This is a genomic window from Rubeoparvulum massiliense, assembly GCF_001049895.1.
Taxonomy (GTDB): domain Bacteria; phylum Bacillota; class Bacilli; order Rubeoparvulales; family Rubeoparvulaceae; genus Rubeoparvulum; species Rubeoparvulum massiliense.
The window spans coordinates 93383-111578 of record NZ_CVPE01000004.1 but is presented as its reverse complement, the minus strand read 5'-3'; the positions used below and the strand labels follow the sequence as shown (position 1 = coordinate 111578).

The window sequence follows — 18196 nt, the reverse complement described above, 5'->3', positions numbered from 1 at the left end:
TAAACTGGATCTGAGACAATATCTTGGACACAAAGAAGTTAACTTTCACGCTGAATGTCTGATGTTATCTTCCACTTCTTGAGGTCTTTGGTAGCTAAGCTGGCTATGAATTCGCTTTCGGTTATACCAACCCTCAATATATTGAAACGGTACCAATTTGGCAGCTTCAAATCCAAATATCTTACCTGATGAACTTCCTCTTTCTTTAAAATCGCATGGAATGATTCGATACACGCATTGTCATGGAACGAGAGAAAGAATATCCAACGATCTTTTTTGAATGCAGGTCTAAAACAGATGCCAAGTAACACCAGCCATCCTTAACGGTGTGAATATATGTGATATCCGTCACCCATTTTTCGTTTAACGTGGTTGTTGTGAAATCTTGATTTAAGTGATTATCACGGGATATAACTTCACCACGATTCGATTGTGGGCGGAATTTTTTAATCGTAATGGAGGGAATGCCAGCTCTTTTCATTAACCGTTGAACACGCTTCAAACTGACTGAAAAACCAGCTTTTAATAGGGCTTGATGAATTTTTGGTGCCCCATATCGAGCTTTGCTTTCTGGGTGTTTATTGCATAATAGAAATGCCTAATAGGAGGTGCGGACAAAAACCTGGACCTAATATAAAACCAGGGGGTTCCGCATGTTTACCTATCAGGAAAGAATTAAGGCAGTCCAGTTATTAACACAGTACGATATGAGTTATGCAACAGTAATACGTGAACTAGGATACCCTTCAAAGGGGGCGCTTATCAACTGGTACAAAGAATACATCGAAAATGGTGATCTTCATAAGGATTTCATAAGAAAGTCAAAATACAACGAAGAAGAACGCCAAAAGGCTGTTGCTTACTACTTGGATCACGGCAAATGCGTTTCCCGTACAGCTAGGATCCTGGGATATCCTAGCAGACCTGAACTTGACGCTTGGATCAAAGAGCTGGCCCCTGAAGAAAAGAAATATTGTCGGTCAGGAGGATCACTGATAAAGTATACGCGTGAACAAAAAGAAAAAGCAGTCATTTCCTTGTGCTCAAGAAGCAAAACCGCTAAAGAGGTTGCTGATGAAATTGGGGTATCCTGTGAAGTCCTTTATAACTGGAAAAGGCAGCTTTTAAAAGAAGGACGCGAACCAAAAATGACAAAGAAAGACAAAGTTTCAAATACATCAACTGATGTCAAACATGAAGGGCAAATAACCGATATACTGGCTGAAAAAAAGCACCTGACAAAACAAGTAGATGAACTTCAAAAAGAAATTTACCACATGCAGCTGGAGCGGGACATATTAGAAAAAGCCGCAGAAATCATAAAAAAAGAAAAGGACATTAATCTTGCAACATTCACTAATCATGAGAAGGCTATAGTGATTAATGCCCTAAGAGAAAAATATTTTCTGAAGGATCTTCTTCGAATTCTCCATATGGCCAAAAGCAGCTATTGTTACCAAGCCTTTATCCTGAACAAAAGTGATAAATATGCTGACTTGCGTAAAGAAGTAAAGAAAGCATTTAATGGATCTTCCAGTCGTTACGGTTATCGTAGAATCCATTCTGCCATTAAATCAGCCGGCACAGTCATATCAGAAAAGGTAATTCGCCGGATTATGAAGGAAGAGCAATTCATCGTACCCAGAATAAGGCGCAGGAAATACAACTCATACAAAGGTGAAATTAGCCCGGAGGTAGCGAATGTTATTCATCGGGATTTCCATGCGGACAAGCCAAATGTAAAATGGCTTAGAGATATAACGGAATTTCATATCCCAGCCGGGAAAATATATCTGTCTCCCATAATTGACTGCTTTGATGGGCTGCCAGTAAGTTGGACCATTGGAACATCACCGGATGCTGAATTAGTTAATAGAATGCTTGATGAGGCAATCTCTGTACTTAAAGAGGGTGAGCACCCCGTAATTCATTCAGACCGTGGCAGCCATTATCGTTGGCCAGGTTGGATAGAACGAGTGGAAAAGGCTCAACTTACACGCTCAATGTCAAAGAAAGGTTGTTCACCTGATAACTCCGCCTGTGAAGGCTTCTTTGGCAGACTCAAAAATGAGATGTTTTACAATCGCCACTGGACCGGTATTACAATAAATCAATTCATAAAGCAACTTGATGAATACATAAAGTGGTATCCATCAAAACGGATTAAGTTATCGCAAGGTGGAATGAGTCCTTTAGATTACAGAAGAAGTCTGGGGTTGGCTGTTTAAGGTCCAAGAAAACGTCCGCACCCCCATCTAAGCATTTTCTACTTGCAAAACACATCTGGGTATATTTCACGGATTTTTTCAGTCAATGCCTGATTTTCCTTATCACGGTGGGTAACAGATTTGGTTAGCTCTGCCTCGGTTATTTTTGGCGAATATGGTCATCGCCTTTTTTAAGATTTCTACCTCTTGCTTCAGACGAAGATTCTCTTTTTGGATTTCGGCGATGTCCTGGGGGCGTCAGCCCACCAGCCTCCTGGCTTATTGGTGTTCAAGCTTTAATTCATTTATAAATCGTTACTTCAGAAACACCATATTCGCTACTTAATGAACTCACAGAGCTACCCGTGTGATACAGTTCGACCACTGTTTCATTTAGGACACTTCTTCTCACATTGTATTGTAGAGAGTTAACGAAGTAGTGTCCATGAAACTATACTAACTCCAGTTGAGAAACTTTAAGGAGGTCTAAAGTTGAATACTAGGGAAGCCACGCGAAAATATAGATTGAGTAAATGGTCCCAAATCATACAGGAATGCACCAGTAGCGGGCAAACCGTTAAAGAACATAACATTGCGTACAATTTGGGTAGAACCCTGAATTCCTTGAAGACTATCTTCCGTGGAGTGCAGATGCAAAGGCCTCCTGTCAATAGATCCTAACCTAGTTTACAATAGTTTTACAACTTTTCCACCCATCAAGTTATTTGACGCTTACTATTGGAGAGCTACATTATGAAAAAAACTATATTTATATCTTCTAAACCAGAGGAACCTAAAAAGCTGAAGATTCAAAATTACAATCATATTTATGGGTAGTTATGTGTTGACTGGGCTAAGATAAGGAGATATAATAAGTTATATAAGTTATACAAGTAACCTTGGGGGCGAGGATTTGAAAGAAGAAATAAAGGATGGTAAGTTCATGGGTTCGGCTAAGGTTGGTCCTAAAGGTCAGATTGTAATTCCTAAAGAAGTAAGGGATATGTTTGGTATTTCTCCAGGGGATACACTTATCGTACTAGCAGATGCGGAGAGAGGAATTGCAATTGAAAGGTTTGATACTTTCAACCAAATCGCCGATGCTATTTTTTCGGGAAAAGCAAAACAATTATATCCTGACCACACAGAAGAAGATTCCATATCATTTGCAAAGTCAATAAAGGCAATAAGAGAGGGAATTGATGATGAGTAAAATCGCCTTTTTTGGTATTCCAGCACATGGACATACCAATCCTACCTTGGCGGTAGTAAAAGAATTGGTCAGGCGCGGGCATGAGGTTCGATATTATTCATATGATTGTTTAAAAGAGAAAATAGAAGCAACAGGTGCGGAATATATCTCCTGTGATTCTTACGATATTCAGATGAAGCTAATGCCACAAGATGGGGAGCGGATTGGTAAAGATATTGCATTTTCAACAGAGATTTTAGTGAAAACAACACTAGCAATGGATGATACGATTATAGATGAAATGTCCCAGTGGAAATCGGATTGTATTGTTGCAGATTCCATGGCATTGTGGGGTAAATTGGCCGCCTATAAGCTCTCTGTACCATTTATATCTTCCACCACAACATTTGCGTTTAACCAGCATTCTGCCAAAATAATGAAACAAGATATCACTCAATTATTAAAGATGCTGTTTTCCATACCAAAAGCAAATAAGTTGATTAAAAAATTACGGGCAAAGGGATATCCAGTGAAAAATATTCTATCTGTTGTGCAAAATGATAATGATACCAATACTATTGTATATACATCGCCTGAGTTCCAGCCATGCTCTGATACTTTTTCAGATAAATATACCTTTGTTGGTCCATCGATAAGAACATTAGATCACGATGTTATAAAACCGCAAAGGAGAACGATTTATATCTCTATGGGAACAGTAAATAATTTAATGAAAAATTTTTATAGGAACTGCATAGTTGCACTAAAAGACTCTGATTTTGATGTTATCATGTCTGTAGGTGAATTAATTGATTTGGAAGGGTTTGGAGATCTGCCGCAGAATTTCACGATAGCGAGAAGTGTGAACCAAATTGAAGTGCTACAGCAGGTAGATGCATTTTTAACTCATTGTGGAATGAACAGTGTCAGTGAAGCACTTTATTATAAGGTCCCATTGGTTTTGTTTCCTCAAACACCGGAACAGGGTGGTGTTGCCTATCGAGTAAATGAATTGGGTGCAGGGATCTATTTGCAAGAGGATTCGCCAGAAAAAATTAAAGAAGCAATACAGGAAGTGTTGAAAAACCATTCCTATAAGCAATCTGCAGAAGAAATATCAAATGGTTTTCATAGGTGCGGAGGGTATAGATTGGCAGCTGATAAAATTGAAAATCTCATTAATAAGGAACAATAAATAGTATCTGATACAGGAGAAGGATAATAAAACTCTTATCTAAAAGAGCAAGCGCCACCAAGGGAGTAATATCACACCACGACATCTTTATTGACCTCTCAAGGCATTGTGAGGTTGTATAACTGTTGCAACGAGCTGAAGGATAAAATAGAATAAAAATTAGCGAAAGCCGTGAGTTGAAATAAGCTCACGGCTTTCTTGTATCCTTAATTGAGAAAAGAGGTTGATATGAAAAAGCTGAGAAGAATAGAACCTACATAGAAGAAAAGAAAAAGTTGAAGGTTGCTGCGTACTGTAGAGTTAGCACAAAATTCGAAAGCCAGCAAAGTTGTATTGATTTATAAATTTCTAATTATGAAACCGCCATACAAGTAATCCACAGTGGCAATATGCCGGAGTTTATTTTGATTATAGTAGTGGACTTAGGAAAAAAGGACGATCCAATTTAGAGGAAATGATAAATAAGGCTTGTGCTGGCGATATTGATTAATTTCTAACAAAATCTCTAAGTAGATTATCAAGGAATGTTTTAGATATATTAATTATCATGAGAAAATTATGGATCTGAGACAATATCTTGGACACAAAGAAGTTAACTTTCAAGCTGAATGTCTGATTTTATCTTCCACTTCTTGAGGTGTTTGGTAGCCAAGCTGGCTATGAATTCGCTTTCGGTTATACCAACCCTCAATATATTAAAACAGTGCCAATTTGGTAGCTTCAAAATCCAAATATTTTACCTGATGAACCTCCTCTTTCTTTAAAATCTCATGGAATGATTCGATACACACATTGTCATATGGGCAGTCTTTTCGGCTGAAGGATTGTATTATTCCACGTTCGTGTACGGCATTTGTAAAGGCTTCACTGGTGTACTGAGTGCCTAAATCCGTATGTAATATAAGCCCTGAATTCGGTTTTTGTGTCGTAATCGCATCATTTAAGGCTTGAAGTACGAGTTCAGTTATCATGGAACGAGAGAAAGAATATCCAACGATTTTTTCGTTTAACGTAGTCGTTGTGAAATCTTGATTTAAGTGATTATCACAGGATATAACTTCACCACGATTCGAATCTCTTAATCGTAATGGAGCGAATGCCAGCTCTTTTCATTAAACGTTGTACACGCTTCAAACTGACTGAAAAGTCAGCCTTTAATAGGGCTTGATGAATTTTTGGTGCCCCATATCGAGCTTTGCTTTCTGAGTATATTTCACGGATTTTTTCAGTCAATCCCTGATTTTCCTTATCACGGTGGGAAACAGATTTGGTTAATGTTTGATAGCACGTACTCCGAGGGATATCCAGCACCTCACACAAAAGCTGGATGGGAAATTGGTGCTTCTGTTCTGTGATCAATTTGGTTAGCTCTGCATCGGTTACTTTTTGGCGAATATGGTCATCGCCTTTTTTAAGATTTCTACCTCTTGCTTCAGACGAAGATTCTCTTTTTGGATTTCGGCGATGTCCTGGGGCGTCAGCCCACCAGCCTCCTGGCTTATTGGTGTTAAAGCTTTAATCCATTTATAAACCGTTACTTCAGAAACACCATATTCGCTACTTAATGAACTCACGGAGCTACCCGTGTGATACAGTTCGACCACTGTTCTTTTAAAATCGTTGTTGTATTGCTTGGATTTCCCTTGTTTCATTTAGGACACTTCCTCTCACATTCTCTCGGATTTTTGTATGTTTCAGGCAAGAGAGAACATATCAATGATGTATAGTTGAGTGGACAATATTGTTATAGGGTAGGTTGTGTAGACAGGATTGTTAAACGGTAGGTTGGGTTGAAAGAAATGTGAAAACACATGATAATGACTAAATATCATTAAACATAATCGTATAGATGATGTTTAATCTATTTGGAGTAAGAATGGTCGACTAATCAGAATAAAACAGACCAAAGACAAATTTTTAGTTGTAAAAGCCTTGAATTTACAGGGATGCAACTATTGGTTGACAAAATGCCTTAGACAGTTGATGGAATTGCAACCAGTATTATATGTACGATGACACTATCAAAATTTGAAAGGAGTATCGCAGATGAACATAGCAGATAGAATACAAAGTTTAAGAAAAACAAGAGGAATTTCACAAGAACAACTTGCAGATGAATTGGGGGTATCCCGTCAGGCAGTATCTAAATGGGAGAGCGAACAGAGCATGCCGGATATTGAAAAAATTATTATGATGAGCAATTATTTCGAGGTTACGACGGATTATTTATTAAAAGGAATTGAACCTCAAACAGATGCAATGCAAAAGAAAGCTAGCGCTGCCATTTTTTCAGCTGTAGGTACGGCTTTTAATTTCATTGGTTTAGTTGTTGCAATTATGATATGGGAAGATAAACAGACACCAACCGCTGTTGCAGTAGGGTTTATTTTAATGGCGATAGGCTGCATGATTTTTGTGATAGGACAGATAATTGGAGAAAAAGATTCTAAAAAATCTTCTTTAAAGTATTTTTCATTGATAAATACATGGATTTTATTATTAATGCCGATATCATGGATATTCAATTTCGTAGATGGAACAGTAGGGGGATTTTCGTGGACTTTCACCCCGTTGCCTCAGCTTGGGAATTCTTATATATCATATGGTTTATGCTGGTTAATTTATTTCATTTTATGTGTAGCAATAAATTTCTATATTATTGTCATTTCCAGAAAAGAAACAAGATGAAATTCCAGTTTGCTGAGAAGTTAATTTGTCATAATATTACAACCTATGGACTTAAAATCTCCAAATTATCAAGATTTTGAGGTGAATTATGTCAGACAATCACGGTCAAAACTTGATTACAAACTCAATCGAGTTCATCTTCTTCATTAAGTTTTTTTTCAATCCTTTGTTGCCCTATCTTATTCATCCAATATAGCAGCACAACTACAACCGAGATGAAAATCATTGTAGAAAAAAAAGTAACCACTAACGCTGCAATAAAATGTCCGTCGAATATTCCGGTGTACTTATCGCCGTATAAGGAGTAGTTTTTTATTCCGCTTACAATGCTTAAAACAAGGCTTGACGTTACAATACCTGCTACTACCAATATCTTTCCATTTTTAGAGTTATTCACAAATTCATATCCAAGGAACATGCCCCTTATTGCAATATAAACGGATGATAGAAGAATAATGCCAAGTTCTACTGCATACTGCGAGAAAGACATATCCATCACATAGGATTTAATAAAAACAGAAGTAGTTAAAAGGAATAGAGCCACATAATAGGCTTCGCTTTGAATTTTGTTAGTCAATTGTGAAACACGTTCATCTTTGATTTTCATTATGGTTCCTCCCAAAATAAGTCGTTTAAATTTTTGTTAAGGGCTTTACATATTGCGATGCAAAGTTTCAATGAGGGATTATAATTTCCAGATTCTATCAATCCAATAGTTTGCCGTGTGACACCGACAATATTAGCCAAATCTTCCTGGCTCATATCACACTCAATCCTGGCAATTTTGATTTTTTTGTTTTTCATGGGAGGCCTCCTTCCTTATCGACGATTATAATATACATTATATATTCCTAAATGTAAAATATATATTGCAAAAAAGAATGTATACATTGCGATTTTATGAAAGGGCATACCTTATCAGAGCTTTTGCCATAGTACAAGCATATGCTCTATACCTATGATATGGGGGATAACTGGGAACATGAAATTCAGCTTATACGTGTGATCGAGGATCGCGACAAGGAATCACCCTACTTATTGGAAGCAAGTGGTCAAACACCACCAGCGGATGTGGTGGCGTAGGAGGATTTGCTAACTTCCGTTAGAAAGTGGTCAGAAAAATTAGGGAGAGCAAGTTATGAACGAATTTTTTACTCTACAGAAAGGTTACTAAAGAATACAGGTTCTTTTATGGAATAGCTGAGTGAAATGTTGTAAAATATTTTCAAATATTATATAGTGAAGATGAAGATAGCAAGTTATAAGTTGGATGGATTATGCGTATCCTAAAAATGACCGCAGGTGCTGGATACACCCACGGTCAATAGCTGATTCCCTTTAAGGGGGAACGGCGACATTCTCATCATAATTTTTAAGAATAGTCACCCGGTCGAGGGTGGCTATTCGTCTTTTTTGGAGCGTGTTAATTCTATCGTTAGTTTCAGGATTGCGATCACTAATCCTGTAAACGAAATGGATAACATTAACGCTTCAAAAGTAGACATGGCCTCACCTCCTTTCATCGGAGGTGCGCCGTTCCACCCTTATTGACCATCAGCTTGTTTTAATTATATCATGCAAGTAAAATAATGGTATGTGAGGGAATGTATCAATACAATCTACTAGCGGAGGTATTATAAATGGAGCCTTTAAGGCAGGAAGAAACAGATTATTTATATTATGTGTAGAAGATGATTGTGTTGAGAAAAGAATTTGAAATTCAAGGCTGTGTAGAAGTTCCTGTTGAATTGTCAGAAGAAGAATTTTGGATCAAATTAATTGACTTTATCGAGTCTAACGGTTGGACGTTTGGTGGTGGAATCAACGAGATTGTCGACGGTTTTTATATTAACCCAGATGGTACGAAGGGGAAATGCGTTCTTGATTAATAAAATGAGGATTATCTTTTTTGATTCACATGCCAAATTATTCTTATTATCCAAAAAAATGATATGTCCCCGCCTAAAAACCGTGGATATGTTTCCAACAACCTCCGCGTTTTACGATTATTATCCCGATTATCACAAGTATACCAGTAAGACTAATCTCTAAATATGAGGTAGGTGAATGTAATGAAAAATAGGAACAGGATTATTATTTGCTTACTGGTGATAGGTATTGCTCTTTTTGCAGCAGTAGAGTTTATTGTTATTCCCCATAATAATGCTGAGCAGGATAAATATCTGGCCGACCAGCAGGAACCGGCTACACATGACCTAAACAGCATTCTCAAGTATAAGAATAAGTATATGGGGAACGCTTCGAATGTTGGAAATCTCTTTTACCATCTTCCGCTGAGTAATGTTGGAATGAACTTTGAATTGTTTTCAGATAACTTCGAACTTGTTGTAAATTACAAAGATACAGCTTGGAATATTGGAGAAGAAAAGATGAAAAGCGCCCTCATCTATAATTCTACGGCTGCTTTTGCACTGATAGACAACCTACAAATTATTGATTACAATTTCTCCGGAGCGTCTTACCAAGTAAAAAGGGCCGATATTGAATCGCTGTATTCAAATTTCAGTAATATCCTGGAACAGGATAATTGGTCAAATTATGTACAGAGTAAGATGGATGATCACCAATATGTAGAAGCTGCTTTTCAAAGAGTTATTAAAACGAAATAATCCCGAATTGTGTGACCAGCAACAATTGAGGAGGTAAATCATTATGCTTAATAATGAATCAAGAAGAATCGTTTTAGATTTGGCGGTTTCTTTAGACGGATTTATCGAGGACATAAATGGAGAAACTGACTGGTGCATAATGGATGAAGATATGGATTTCACTAAATTTTTGCGTAGTGTTGATACAATCCTATACGGTAGGAAGTCCTATGATTTATGGGGAGAATATACCCCAGGGAAAAAAAGTTCCGATATGGAAAGAAAAATGTGGGAACTGGTTCATAGTAAGAAGAAGTATGTGTTTTCAAAAACGCTAACCAAGATAGATAATAACGTGACAATAATTAATGATAATATAGTGGCAGAAGTAAACAAATTAAAGGGAGAACCCGGCAAGGATATTTGGCTGTATGGAGGATCCAGTCTAATAACAACATTTATGAAATTAGGACTTGTTGATGAGTATAGACTTTCAGTTCATCCTGTCATTTTAGGATCAGGCAAACCTTTATTTGTTGACATAAAACAAAGACAAGAACTTAAATTAGTTGACATTAGGAGATTCTCTTCAGGCGTTGTTCAGCTCTGCTATCATCCTACTAAGGAATAGAACAAGATTGTATAACCAATACAAAGAAACGATTAAACATACAGTTGATTGTTAAAAAAGGGAGCTTCAAGGCTATGCAGTATAAATTATTCAAATTTCTTAAGAATCTTGATGAGACAAATAATCTAAATCAACAGATTTTTGTTACAACACACTCTTCTAATATTACTGTTGTAGCAGGTCTTGATAATATGTTTATGATGAACTATAAAAGGCATGAAGATAATGTAGACTGTGTACAGCAAAGCATACAAATACAATTTAGAGATAATGAAAACTCAAAAAAACATATGATGAAATTTTTAGATGAAACTAGATCAGATATGTTTTTTGCTGATAAGGTGATACTTGTAGAAGGATTGCTGAAATATTACTTTTGCCTAAATTCATGGAGAAGCTTAGGTATTCGTATGAAGATGAACATATATCAATTGTTGAAATAGGTGGTAAGCACTTTAGCCATTTTATTAATGTATTTGCACATAATGCTGTGATATGAAGTAAGAAAAGTATTAGTCACTCTTGGGCACACCAGTACAAGCAAAGCAGACCATGAAATGATAGATGGAACCTACATCTCTTCTTCCGGCTCCCAGACCACTTATGAATTAGGTCTTGATACCTCTGCGGACGGTGTTGGTGTCGGTGCAAGCTGGTCTTATAGCTACGAAGCGATGGACGTAACAAACTCTTTCTCTGCAAATGACAAACGAGTATGGACATTCGAGCCAGTTGATCCCACTATCGGAAATGCTCTTTCTCAAGAACTGGGAACTTGCAGGGTTAGTGAGTCATCCTCTGACAAATATACCACCATTATCCTTAGTTGCCCGTTCTATAATATTTTCGGCATGGTCTTGGAGGGAAATTTCCCGAGTTGGAATATTATTTGCTTCCTACCCAGTAACAGCCTGCTCCAATTACCGATGTCATCAAGCATATGGATTGCACATAAACATCATAGCTCTTATATTGAATAAGCATAGGTAACAAGAGATAGAGTGCAATAAATACAATCAACGTAATAATTCCTCGTTTCAATTCTTTTTTCATTTTTTCTCCTCACAAATAGTTTTCAAGTATTAGTTTTGGTCTAACATTTGGTGTAAACTCTACTTATGACAAGCATTCTTTTAATTCCACTTTTTAAATAATCCAATAACAACAACTATAACACCAAAAAATACCCACCCACCATATGCTCCTCATTTCAACTCTCTATTAAAAATTTCTCTAACTATATCATACCATAGAATACCCCTTTGAAACTAAGTGATGTCATGAAAAGTATATCTTAATGTAGTAAATTTCAAAATTTATTATGGAATCAGCATATACATTTCGTTACATCGTTCTGTTAAAAACAGAAAAAATTGTTACGTTTTAAACAAGCGAGATATAAGAAAGGGGAGCAAAGAGGGCTATTTGGAGGCGTGCTAGTTCTCCAAAGGAAGTAAGGCATTCATCAAGACAAATTGACCGCGATCGTGTTCTTTAGCGGGTGTAATCGTGAGTGGGTCAGGATAGGTCATGTGTTGTTCCATCATTACTAAGCGTAGATGGACTTTGATTCCTGCCTTCGTCTTCCGAAAATCCGCCTAAGCATACTTCTCTAAGTTCAACGTGATGGTAGTTGAATCAATGATGTTCAGTAATAACAGTCTAATCTTAGGTGAATGGTTTTATAAGGGAATGGTAATTGGGGATTAGGCAGTAATTAATAATGAGGATTATGTGATTAAGGTGTCCGCACAAATCATATCAAAATATAGAAACACAATGCATCATAATTAATTGTGATGCATTGTGTTATTGGAAAGTAACAACTCAATATGAAGATAATTTGTTTACCATCCTAACTCAAGGAAACTTTGGACGATACTCGGATGATAACATGAGAGCCGCTACCTCAAAGGTTTTCAAGTACTCGTCATACTCTGTCCATAAGAGCGAGGTAGTTTTGTCATCCTCATGAAACTGCGGATAAGCAGGGGTAAGCGTTTTGTAGTGTCCAACCACGCCATTCTTCACTGCAATACGCAGTTCCTCCTGCTTGTAAATTGCACGTGTGACGAGATCAAGATATACAGGGATGAATCTATATTCTTTTGCCTTTAATGTACGGTGTAGCACAGTGTCATCTATTGTTACGTTTATCATGTAACTGGTTGGAGCCATCTGTGTATAATAATGAAAAGCCTGTGCCATCGGTCATGAATTCATATCGATGGGTGTGAAAATCAGCTTGTCATTCATTCACCATTTACCCACAATCCATGCTGGTTACAGCCAAAGTACAGCTTGCCACTATAACGCTTTGGAATACGCACCTCGCCGCTTTGTTCCGGATAAAGCCTGACGATAAGAACTCGGTCACAAGCCACGTAAGCAATAAAGCTAAGGTAATGCGTCTTGGACATTTCATGTAAAAACGTAATGTAGTAATCATCTTCAATGGTTTCTACTTTAAGATTATGGTTTTCGTCGCTTGGTTTTGCGATGAGTGCAATTAATTTTCGTCCACAGCAGGACAGCTCTGCCTCGCTTGTAGAGGTTATAATATTCCCACAGGTTGGACAAACATAAAATTTTATTCTTTTCATATTACCTCCGTCTGCATTGTTTGGGTCTAAATCCCCCAACAATATTTTCTCAATGTTTACGTTTAATACATCTGATAACTCATGAAGCAGAGACACATCGGGACAACCCAATCCACGCTCCCATTTTGAAATGGCTTTGTCGCTGATATTCATAGCATCAGCAAGCTGCTTCTGTGTCAGCCCTTTTTCTTTGCGTAGTCCCAGTATCAGCCTTCCAACTTTTTTGCAATCCATGATACATACCTCCATGTATCTAAAATAATCGCAGACGGACAATAATTCAATAAACGCTCCGTAGAGTTCGTTCTTGATCGCCACAGAACAAGCATTGAACATCTTTTTATCAATATCGCCATCGTCGGTTGTCCATTTCCTCATCAAGTTTCTTGACGACATTGTTCTTCTTGATTCCTGCTCCGTAAACAGCGCAGAAAGCTACCCTTGCGAATAGTACATCCCCTGCCCCTGTGGAGTGCTATTGAATGTCATACTACTTGGAGGCAACGTGATAAACTTAAGCTGATACGTCCCAGGTGAATAAATGCAAGGGAAAAATGATTATGATTATAGGCTTAAGCTATGGGGGGGAGAAATATGAACAGATTTATCATCGGCCAATACGGAAGCTTTGACGATAAGAAGTACAAGAGAGACTTCAAGGAAGGATTTTTTGGGATTGAGGCGTGTTTGTTTAGTCATGAGCATGATATCGCGAATTTAGTCAAAGAAGCAAAGCAAGTGGGATTTCAAATCGGAGTGCATTTTCCTTTACGAGCAGGAATTTCAAAGCATAGGGATGCACAATTTCTGTCCAGTGATCGTACTGTTAGGTTACAAGCATATGATCTTATTCAACGGGAGTTGGACTTTTTAGCTACTATAAATCCTTTTTATGTACTGTTTCATTATCCAAAGCCTGTTATCTTAGATGAGAGGGTTGATTGGAGTAAATGGCGTTTTGAAGATCCGAGTGAATATGAATATGAAACATCTTATTCCTTCACGGACTTCAAAGAAACGAGCGAGATACTATTTGCGTGGCTTTCTCAAAAAGGTCGAGAGTATAACTTTACCCCGATTCTAGAATTGGATGGCTTGAATAAATACATATACAACGATCATTTCTTTAAACATTTATTGGAAAAATATAGTGATATAAGGCTTTGTCTAGATACAGCAAGGTTATTTTTACAAGATCAATTAGACCCCTTCTTTGATTCCAAATTAGTCATAAAGAAATATGCAAGATTTGCAGACACGATTCACTTGTCCAATGTCCAAATCACTGACGATAATAGGATTCAAAAAAGTCGATACCCCGTCTTGCCTAACCAAAACCCAATTGATGGTTGGGCACCCATTGAGGAATACTTAAGCATTATCATTCAAGAGAACAAGAACATAAAGATCATGTTCGAGCATAGGTCAGATTTAGTCTCTGATGAAGAACTGTGGGAGTGCTATAACTGGGTCAATCAATTATTTGCTTAATAAGTTGCAGGCCTACGAGTCTGCAACTTTTTTGCATGTCGACATCGGTGTCTAATGGTGTTAGACTATAATTGTCTAAAGGTATTAGACAATGGAGGTTTTCTTATGGAAAAATATAAGCTTGGTGAAATGGAACAGCGATTTGCTGATTTAATATGGGAACATGCACCGATAAAAACCCATGATCTGATCACATTATGTGTACAGGAATTTAGCTGGAAAAGAACGACAACTTATACAATGCTAAAGCGGCTATGTGACCGGGAAATCTTTCGGAATGACAACGGAACCGTTATTGTTTTAATGGGAAAAGAAGATTTTTTAGCGGAAAAAGGTGAAGCGTTTTTAGTGGAATCCTTTGAAGGATCACTGCCTAGATTTCTAACAGCTTTTACCCGTCGGAAGAAATTGAGTGAACAGGAAATTGAAGAAATACAAAAACTGATTGATAAACACAAGGAGGGATAGACGTGTTGGAGAAAGTATTTCTACAAATTCTTAATATGAGCTATATTGGCAGTATCGTCGTTTTATTTATATTAGCAGCAAGAATACTTCTAAAAAAAGCGCCAAAAAAGTTCTCATATCTATTATGGGCCGTGGCTCTTTTTAGACTGATTGTGCCAGTTTCTTTTGAAAGTATTGTAAGCTTGATTCCTGTGAATCCAGCACCTATTCCCAATGATATTATGTACAATCCATCGCCCCAGATTAATACGGGAGTTTCCAATATTGATCATTCAATCAGTAGTTCCCTTCCTGTGGCTGATGCAACGGCAAGTGTGAATCCAATGCAGGTTTGGATTTTTATCGGATCATTGCTTTGGATCATTGGAACGGTGGTACTTCTAATCTATGGAATGGTATCACTCATGAGAATGACAAGAAAACTAAATCATGCAACCTACGAAAAGGAAAATATTTATCATTCAGTCAATGTGGAGACACCTTTTGTTTTAGGCTTGATTCAGCCAAAAATTTATCTACCTGCTTCCTTATCAGAGTCTGAGAGGAAATATATATTACTTCATGAACAAACCCATATCAAGAGATTTGATCATGTCATTCGATTTATTAGCTATTTAGTTTTATGCATTCATTGGTTTAATCCGTTTGTATGGATTGCTTTTTGGTTGAGTGGTAAAGACATGGAGATGTCTTGTGATGAGTCTGTGATAAGTCAATTGGGTCATGGTGTGAAAAAGGAATATTCCCAGTCCCTGCTAAACCTTGCAACAGGAAAAAGAAATCTTCGAATGACACCTCTTGCTTTTGGTGAAGGAGATACAAAAGGACGGATAAAGAATATCTTAAGATACAAAGAGCCGAAGTTCTGGGTCGCTATTGTGGCAGTTATTGCTGTGGTGGTAATTAGTATCGGGCTTATCAATGATCCCCAAGATAAGCAACTGTCGATAGAGGATTATGCTAATCAATTTATTGATGAAACAATTGCAGCGAATGACACCGATGATTATTATTTTAAGATTATCGATAGAAAAATTACAAAACTCGAAAAAATAGCCTCCATCGATGAACTTTTACCCACAGGTACATTAGAGATTTGGAGTCTCGAATATCGCCTTAAGCCCGAAGATATGAGTAAGATTATATTAGCCGGTGGTATGAATGAAGTGAACGGTTGGATTACCGAAGAGACGAGTATGGGAAAACCGCTGTTGGTCTTTTCTTATGAACATTCTACGCCACAATTTTTAGGTCCCATTTGGAGTGGTGAGGCAGAACTTTCCACACTGGCAGGACAAGAAACTGCACTTCGCATTTTTCTGGAAAAGAGTGGAATGGTATCTAGGGAAACATACAGTGGGAATCATATTGTTATACAATTTCCGCTATCAACCGGGGAAACCTGCCAACTTCTTTTATCCCAACCGGTTATTCAGGGAGACCATGGCATCTGGTGTGTAGAACGTTGGATGGATGGAAATGGTTCAGTGTATTATGTTACGCCAAAAACGGATATCAGGTTAACAGAGTATTTTCAGAAATTACAAGATGAAGTGGATCAGGGGCATAAACCATGGCTTATGGATCCTTTACAGGTTGCTATCGAATGGATCAACAATGATTTAGGTCAAAATGTCTCTCTGGATGAACTTGAACTTAAGTATTCAGCCACTGTAAAAGACTTCATGGTGACTCCAGTAAGCCATTTTATTGGATTTATATCAGACTTTGAAACCGCAAAATATTCCAAGCCCTATTTTCATCTGGATCAAATTGAATGGTTGACATTAGAGGATAATGAGAGACTGGAGGAACTCAATATCGACCCTAATGAAGATATGCCCAATGGTTTTTATATCCATAATCCTCATAACTATCCTATGTTTTTTCAAGTAACCGAAGATACCAAGTACAACATTATCGTACTTGGAGAGGAAGTAACTCATAAGTCTGTGAATATGGAGGATTTCATTAAACATCTAGAACAATTTTCAGATTTTACACCACCGTTTTGGGTTACCACCAAAGATGGTTATGTGCAAGATATTACAGAACAGTATGTACCGTGAATGGCGATCTTAAATTGGAACTCTGATTAGAAAGTGAGGGATTTTTTCAAAATTATATGAATTGGTCATTGCAGTATGTAATGATATTGTTTTGAAAAAATGTTGAGAGGTGATGGAAATAGAGAACTTCTATTTAAAAACGGCTAAACTGTATGATGCAGATAATCGGGCGGTATTTTCAGCCGATATCCCATTTTTACTTGGATAGGGCGAGAAGTCTTGGGGGTAATACACTTGAATTGGCGTGTGGTACAGGCAGAATTACAATACCGCTTGCTGAGGAAGGAATTAATATATGGGGCTTGGATTATTCAAGCAGTATGTTGGAAGTTCTGAAAGCCAAGGTAAGTAAGCTATCCAAGGAATCGCAACAAAAAATACATACCATATTTGGTGATATGACAGATTTTATATTGCCTGAACAGTTCAAGCTTATTTTTATTCCTTTTCGTAGCTTCCAATCCTTAGAGAATGACGAGCAGGCATTACGATGTCTCTCGTGCGTTGATCGCCATTTGGAGGACGAAGGGCAGTTCATCATAAACGTATTTAAGCCTCTAAAAGAGATTGGCGAATGGTGGATCAATCTTAATGAAAAATTAGACTTTGAATCCACCCTGGAGGGCGGCGAAAAGGTTACAAGACATTCCATTAATAAGGCGTATGACCTCGATAAACGGCTACTTTTTACGGAATATATATACCGTCTATACAAGGGTAACGAGTTAATTGAGGAATATCATGACAGTATTAGACTAAGGTACTTCTATGGGGATGACATAAGGGAACTAATAGCTTCTTCGGGATTTACCATTGAGAAAGAGTATGGTTGGTATGATGGTACTCCTATTAATGAAGGTAATGAATTTATTTTTGTTTGTCGTAAAGCTTGATTGTATTCCCCACCCCTTCGGGGTGGGTTATTTGTTTCAGTGGTCGCTCCGCTTCGCTCGGGGTTTTTGCCTTAATTTTCAGATTCTTTATTTAATGAAAACACAGGTGGGTTTAGGTTTCCTACATGACATCAAACATGCTCAGGTATG

General features: G+C 37.5%; 20 protein-coding genes and 3 pseudogenes. 15 read left to right on the top strand and 8 right to left on the bottom strand.

Going from position 1 to position 18196, the window contains the following annotated elements; translation table 11 throughout:
* Positions 1-45: 45 nt before the first annotated feature.
* A pseudogene (locus tag BN1691_RS14600) lies at positions 46-577 on the bottom strand (IS3 family transposase); the annotation flags it as partial.
* A gap of 76 nt (positions 578-653) precedes the next feature.
* On the opposite strand from BN1691_RS14600, the gene BN1691_RS03155 reads away from it, so the two are divergent.
* On the top strand, positions 654-2228 hold the full coding sequence (locus BN1691_RS03155; RefSeq protein WP_048600792.1) for an IS3 family transposase: 1575 nt from the start codon (positions 654-656) through the stop codon (positions 2226-2228).
* Between the two features lie 165 nt (positions 2229-2393).
* Here BN1691_RS03155 and BN1691_RS14995 read toward each other — a convergent pair.
* A pseudogene (locus BN1691_RS14995) lies at positions 2394-2619 on the bottom strand (hypothetical protein); the annotation flags it as partial.
* A gap of 501 nt (positions 2620-3120) precedes the next feature.
* Here BN1691_RS14995 and BN1691_RS14815 point away from each other — a divergent pair.
* Together BN1691_RS14815 and BN1691_RS03140 are read left to right on the top strand one after the other, a co-directional pair.
* Positions 3121-3420, top strand: coding sequence for an AbrB/MazE/SpoVT family DNA-binding domain-containing protein (locus BN1691_RS14815; RefSeq protein ID WP_048600790.1), 300 nt, complete (start codon positions 3121-3123; stop codon positions 3418-3420).
* Positions 3413-4594 (top strand): macrolide family glycosyltransferase, encoded by a 1182-nt coding sequence (locus BN1691_RS03140; RefSeq protein WP_048601171.1) that lies wholly within the window; start codon positions 3413-3415, stop codon positions 4592-4594. The genes BN1691_RS14815 and BN1691_RS03140 overlap by 8 nt, the downstream gene beginning before the upstream one ends.
* A 599-nt stretch (positions 4595-5193) precedes the next feature.
* On the opposite strand, the pseudogene BN1691_RS14025 reads toward BN1691_RS03140, so the two are convergent.
* Positions 5194-6246 (bottom strand): annotated as a pseudogene (locus BN1691_RS14025) (IS3 family transposase).
* A gap of 394 nt (positions 6247-6640) precedes the next feature.
* Here BN1691_RS14025 and BN1691_RS03120 point away from each other — a divergent pair.
* Complete coding sequence (locus BN1691_RS03120) at positions 6641-7282, top strand: helix-turn-helix domain-containing protein (RefSeq protein ID WP_048600788.1); 642 nt, start codon at positions 6641-6643, stop codon at positions 7280-7282.
* A 124-nt stretch (positions 7283-7406) separates the two neighbouring features.
* On the opposite strand, the gene BN1691_RS03115 is transcribed toward BN1691_RS03120, so the two are convergent.
* Positions 7407-7889, bottom strand: a complete 483-nt coding sequence (locus tag BN1691_RS03115; RefSeq protein WP_048600787.1) for a DUF6773 family protein — start codon at positions 7887-7889, stop codon at positions 7407-7409.
* Positions 7889-8086, bottom strand: a complete 198-nt coding sequence (locus tag BN1691_RS03110; RefSeq protein WP_048600786.1) for a helix-turn-helix transcriptional regulator — start codon at positions 8084-8086, stop codon at positions 7889-7891. The genes BN1691_RS03115 and BN1691_RS03110 overlap by 1 nt, the downstream gene beginning before the upstream one ends.
* Positions 8087-8227: 141 nt before the next feature.
* Here BN1691_RS03110 and BN1691_RS14990 point away from each other — a divergent pair, with 141 nt between their 5' ends.
* A complete protein-coding gene (locus BN1691_RS14990; protein WP_082146977.1) occupies positions 8228-8365 on the top strand; it encodes an IS1096 element passenger TnpR family protein in 138 nt (45 codons plus the stop codon).
* Between the two features lie 317 nt (positions 8366-8682).
* Here the strand turns inward: BN1691_RS14990 and BN1691_RS14985 are convergent, their stop codons facing one another.
* Positions 8683-8787, bottom strand: coding sequence for a putative holin-like toxin (locus tag BN1691_RS14985; protein ID WP_222704567.1), 105 nt, complete (start codon positions 8785-8787; stop codon positions 8683-8685).
* Between the two features lie 195 nt (positions 8788-8982).
* On the opposite strand from BN1691_RS14985, the gene BN1691_RS03105 reads away from it, so the two are divergent.
* The 6 genes from BN1691_RS03105 (at position 8983) to BN1691_RS14340 (ending at position 11502) form a co-directional block, all read left to right on the top strand.
* Positions 8983-9171 carry a hypothetical protein gene (locus BN1691_RS03105; protein WP_048601170.1) on the top strand — a complete coding sequence of 63 codons (189 nt, stop codon included), beginning with the start codon at positions 8983-8985 and terminating at the stop codon, positions 9169-9171.
* Between the two features lie 183 nt (positions 9172-9354).
* Complete coding sequence (locus BN1691_RS03100) at positions 9355-9912, top strand: DUF4825 domain-containing protein (RefSeq protein WP_048600785.1); 558 nt, start codon at positions 9355-9357, stop codon at positions 9910-9912.
* Positions 9913-9955: 43 nt separating this feature from the next.
* Complete coding sequence (locus BN1691_RS03095; protein WP_048600784.1) at positions 9956-10522, top strand: dihydrofolate reductase family protein; 567 nt, start codon at positions 9956-9958, stop codon at positions 10520-10522.
* 74 nt (positions 10523-10596) lie between these two features.
* Entirely contained in the window at positions 10597-10965 is a 369-nt protein-coding gene (locus BN1691_RS03090) for an OLD family protein (RefSeq protein WP_048600783.1), read from the top strand.
* Positions 10911-11021 carry a TOPRIM nucleotidyl transferase/hydrolase domain-containing protein gene (locus BN1691_RS14980; RefSeq protein WP_390621634.1) on the top strand — a complete coding sequence of 37 codons (111 nt, stop codon included), beginning with the start codon at positions 10911-10913 and terminating at the stop codon, positions 11019-11021. Before BN1691_RS03090 ends, BN1691_RS14980 begins: the two co-directional genes overlap by 55 nt.
* 58 nt (positions 11022-11079) lie before the next feature.
* Positions 11080-11502 carry a hypothetical protein gene (locus BN1691_RS14340; protein ID WP_147545604.1) on the top strand — a complete coding sequence of 141 codons (423 nt, stop codon included), beginning with the start codon at positions 11080-11082 and terminating at the stop codon, positions 11500-11502.
* A gap of 880 nt (positions 11503-12382) precedes the next feature.
* Here BN1691_RS14340 and BN1691_RS03085 read toward each other — a convergent pair.
* Together BN1691_RS03085 and BN1691_RS03080 are read right to left on the bottom strand one after the other, a co-directional pair.
* Complete coding sequence (locus BN1691_RS03085) at positions 12383-12730, bottom strand: CatA-like O-acetyltransferase (RefSeq protein ID WP_053083692.1); 348 nt, start codon at positions 12728-12730, stop codon at positions 12383-12385.
* 44 nt (positions 12731-12774) lie between these two features.
* A complete protein-coding gene (locus BN1691_RS03080) occupies positions 12775-13359 on the bottom strand; it encodes a helix-turn-helix domain-containing protein (RefSeq protein WP_048601169.1) in 585 nt (194 codons plus the stop codon).
* 360 nt (positions 13360-13719) lie between these two features.
* Between BN1691_RS03080 and BN1691_RS03075 the strand changes: the two genes are divergently transcribed.
* From BN1691_RS03075 to BN1691_RS03060, 4 genes are all read left to right on the top strand, one after another.
* Positions 13720-14616 carry a DEAD/DEAH box helicase family protein gene (locus BN1691_RS03075; protein WP_048600782.1) on the top strand — a complete coding sequence of 299 codons (897 nt, stop codon included), beginning with the start codon at positions 13720-13722 and terminating at the stop codon, positions 14614-14616.
* A gap of 105 nt (positions 14617-14721) precedes the next feature.
* Complete coding sequence (locus BN1691_RS03070; protein ID WP_048600781.1) at positions 14722-15084, top strand: BlaI/MecI/CopY family transcriptional regulator; 363 nt, start codon at positions 14722-14724, stop codon at positions 15082-15084.
* 2 nt (positions 15085-15086) lie between these two features.
* The gene (locus BN1691_RS13835) at positions 15087-17153 is read left to right on the top strand and encodes a M56 family metallopeptidase (protein WP_053083691.1); all 2067 of its coding nucleotides are present in this window, start codon (positions 15087-15089) and stop codon (positions 17151-17153) included.
* A 152-nt stretch (positions 17154-17305) separates the two neighbouring features.
* The gene (locus tag BN1691_RS03060; RefSeq protein ID WP_048600780.1) at positions 17306-18046 is read left to right on the top strand and encodes a class I SAM-dependent methyltransferase; all 741 of its coding nucleotides are present in this window, start codon (positions 17306-17308) and stop codon (positions 18044-18046) included.
* The last annotated feature ends 150 nt before the right edge of the window (positions 18047-18196 follow it).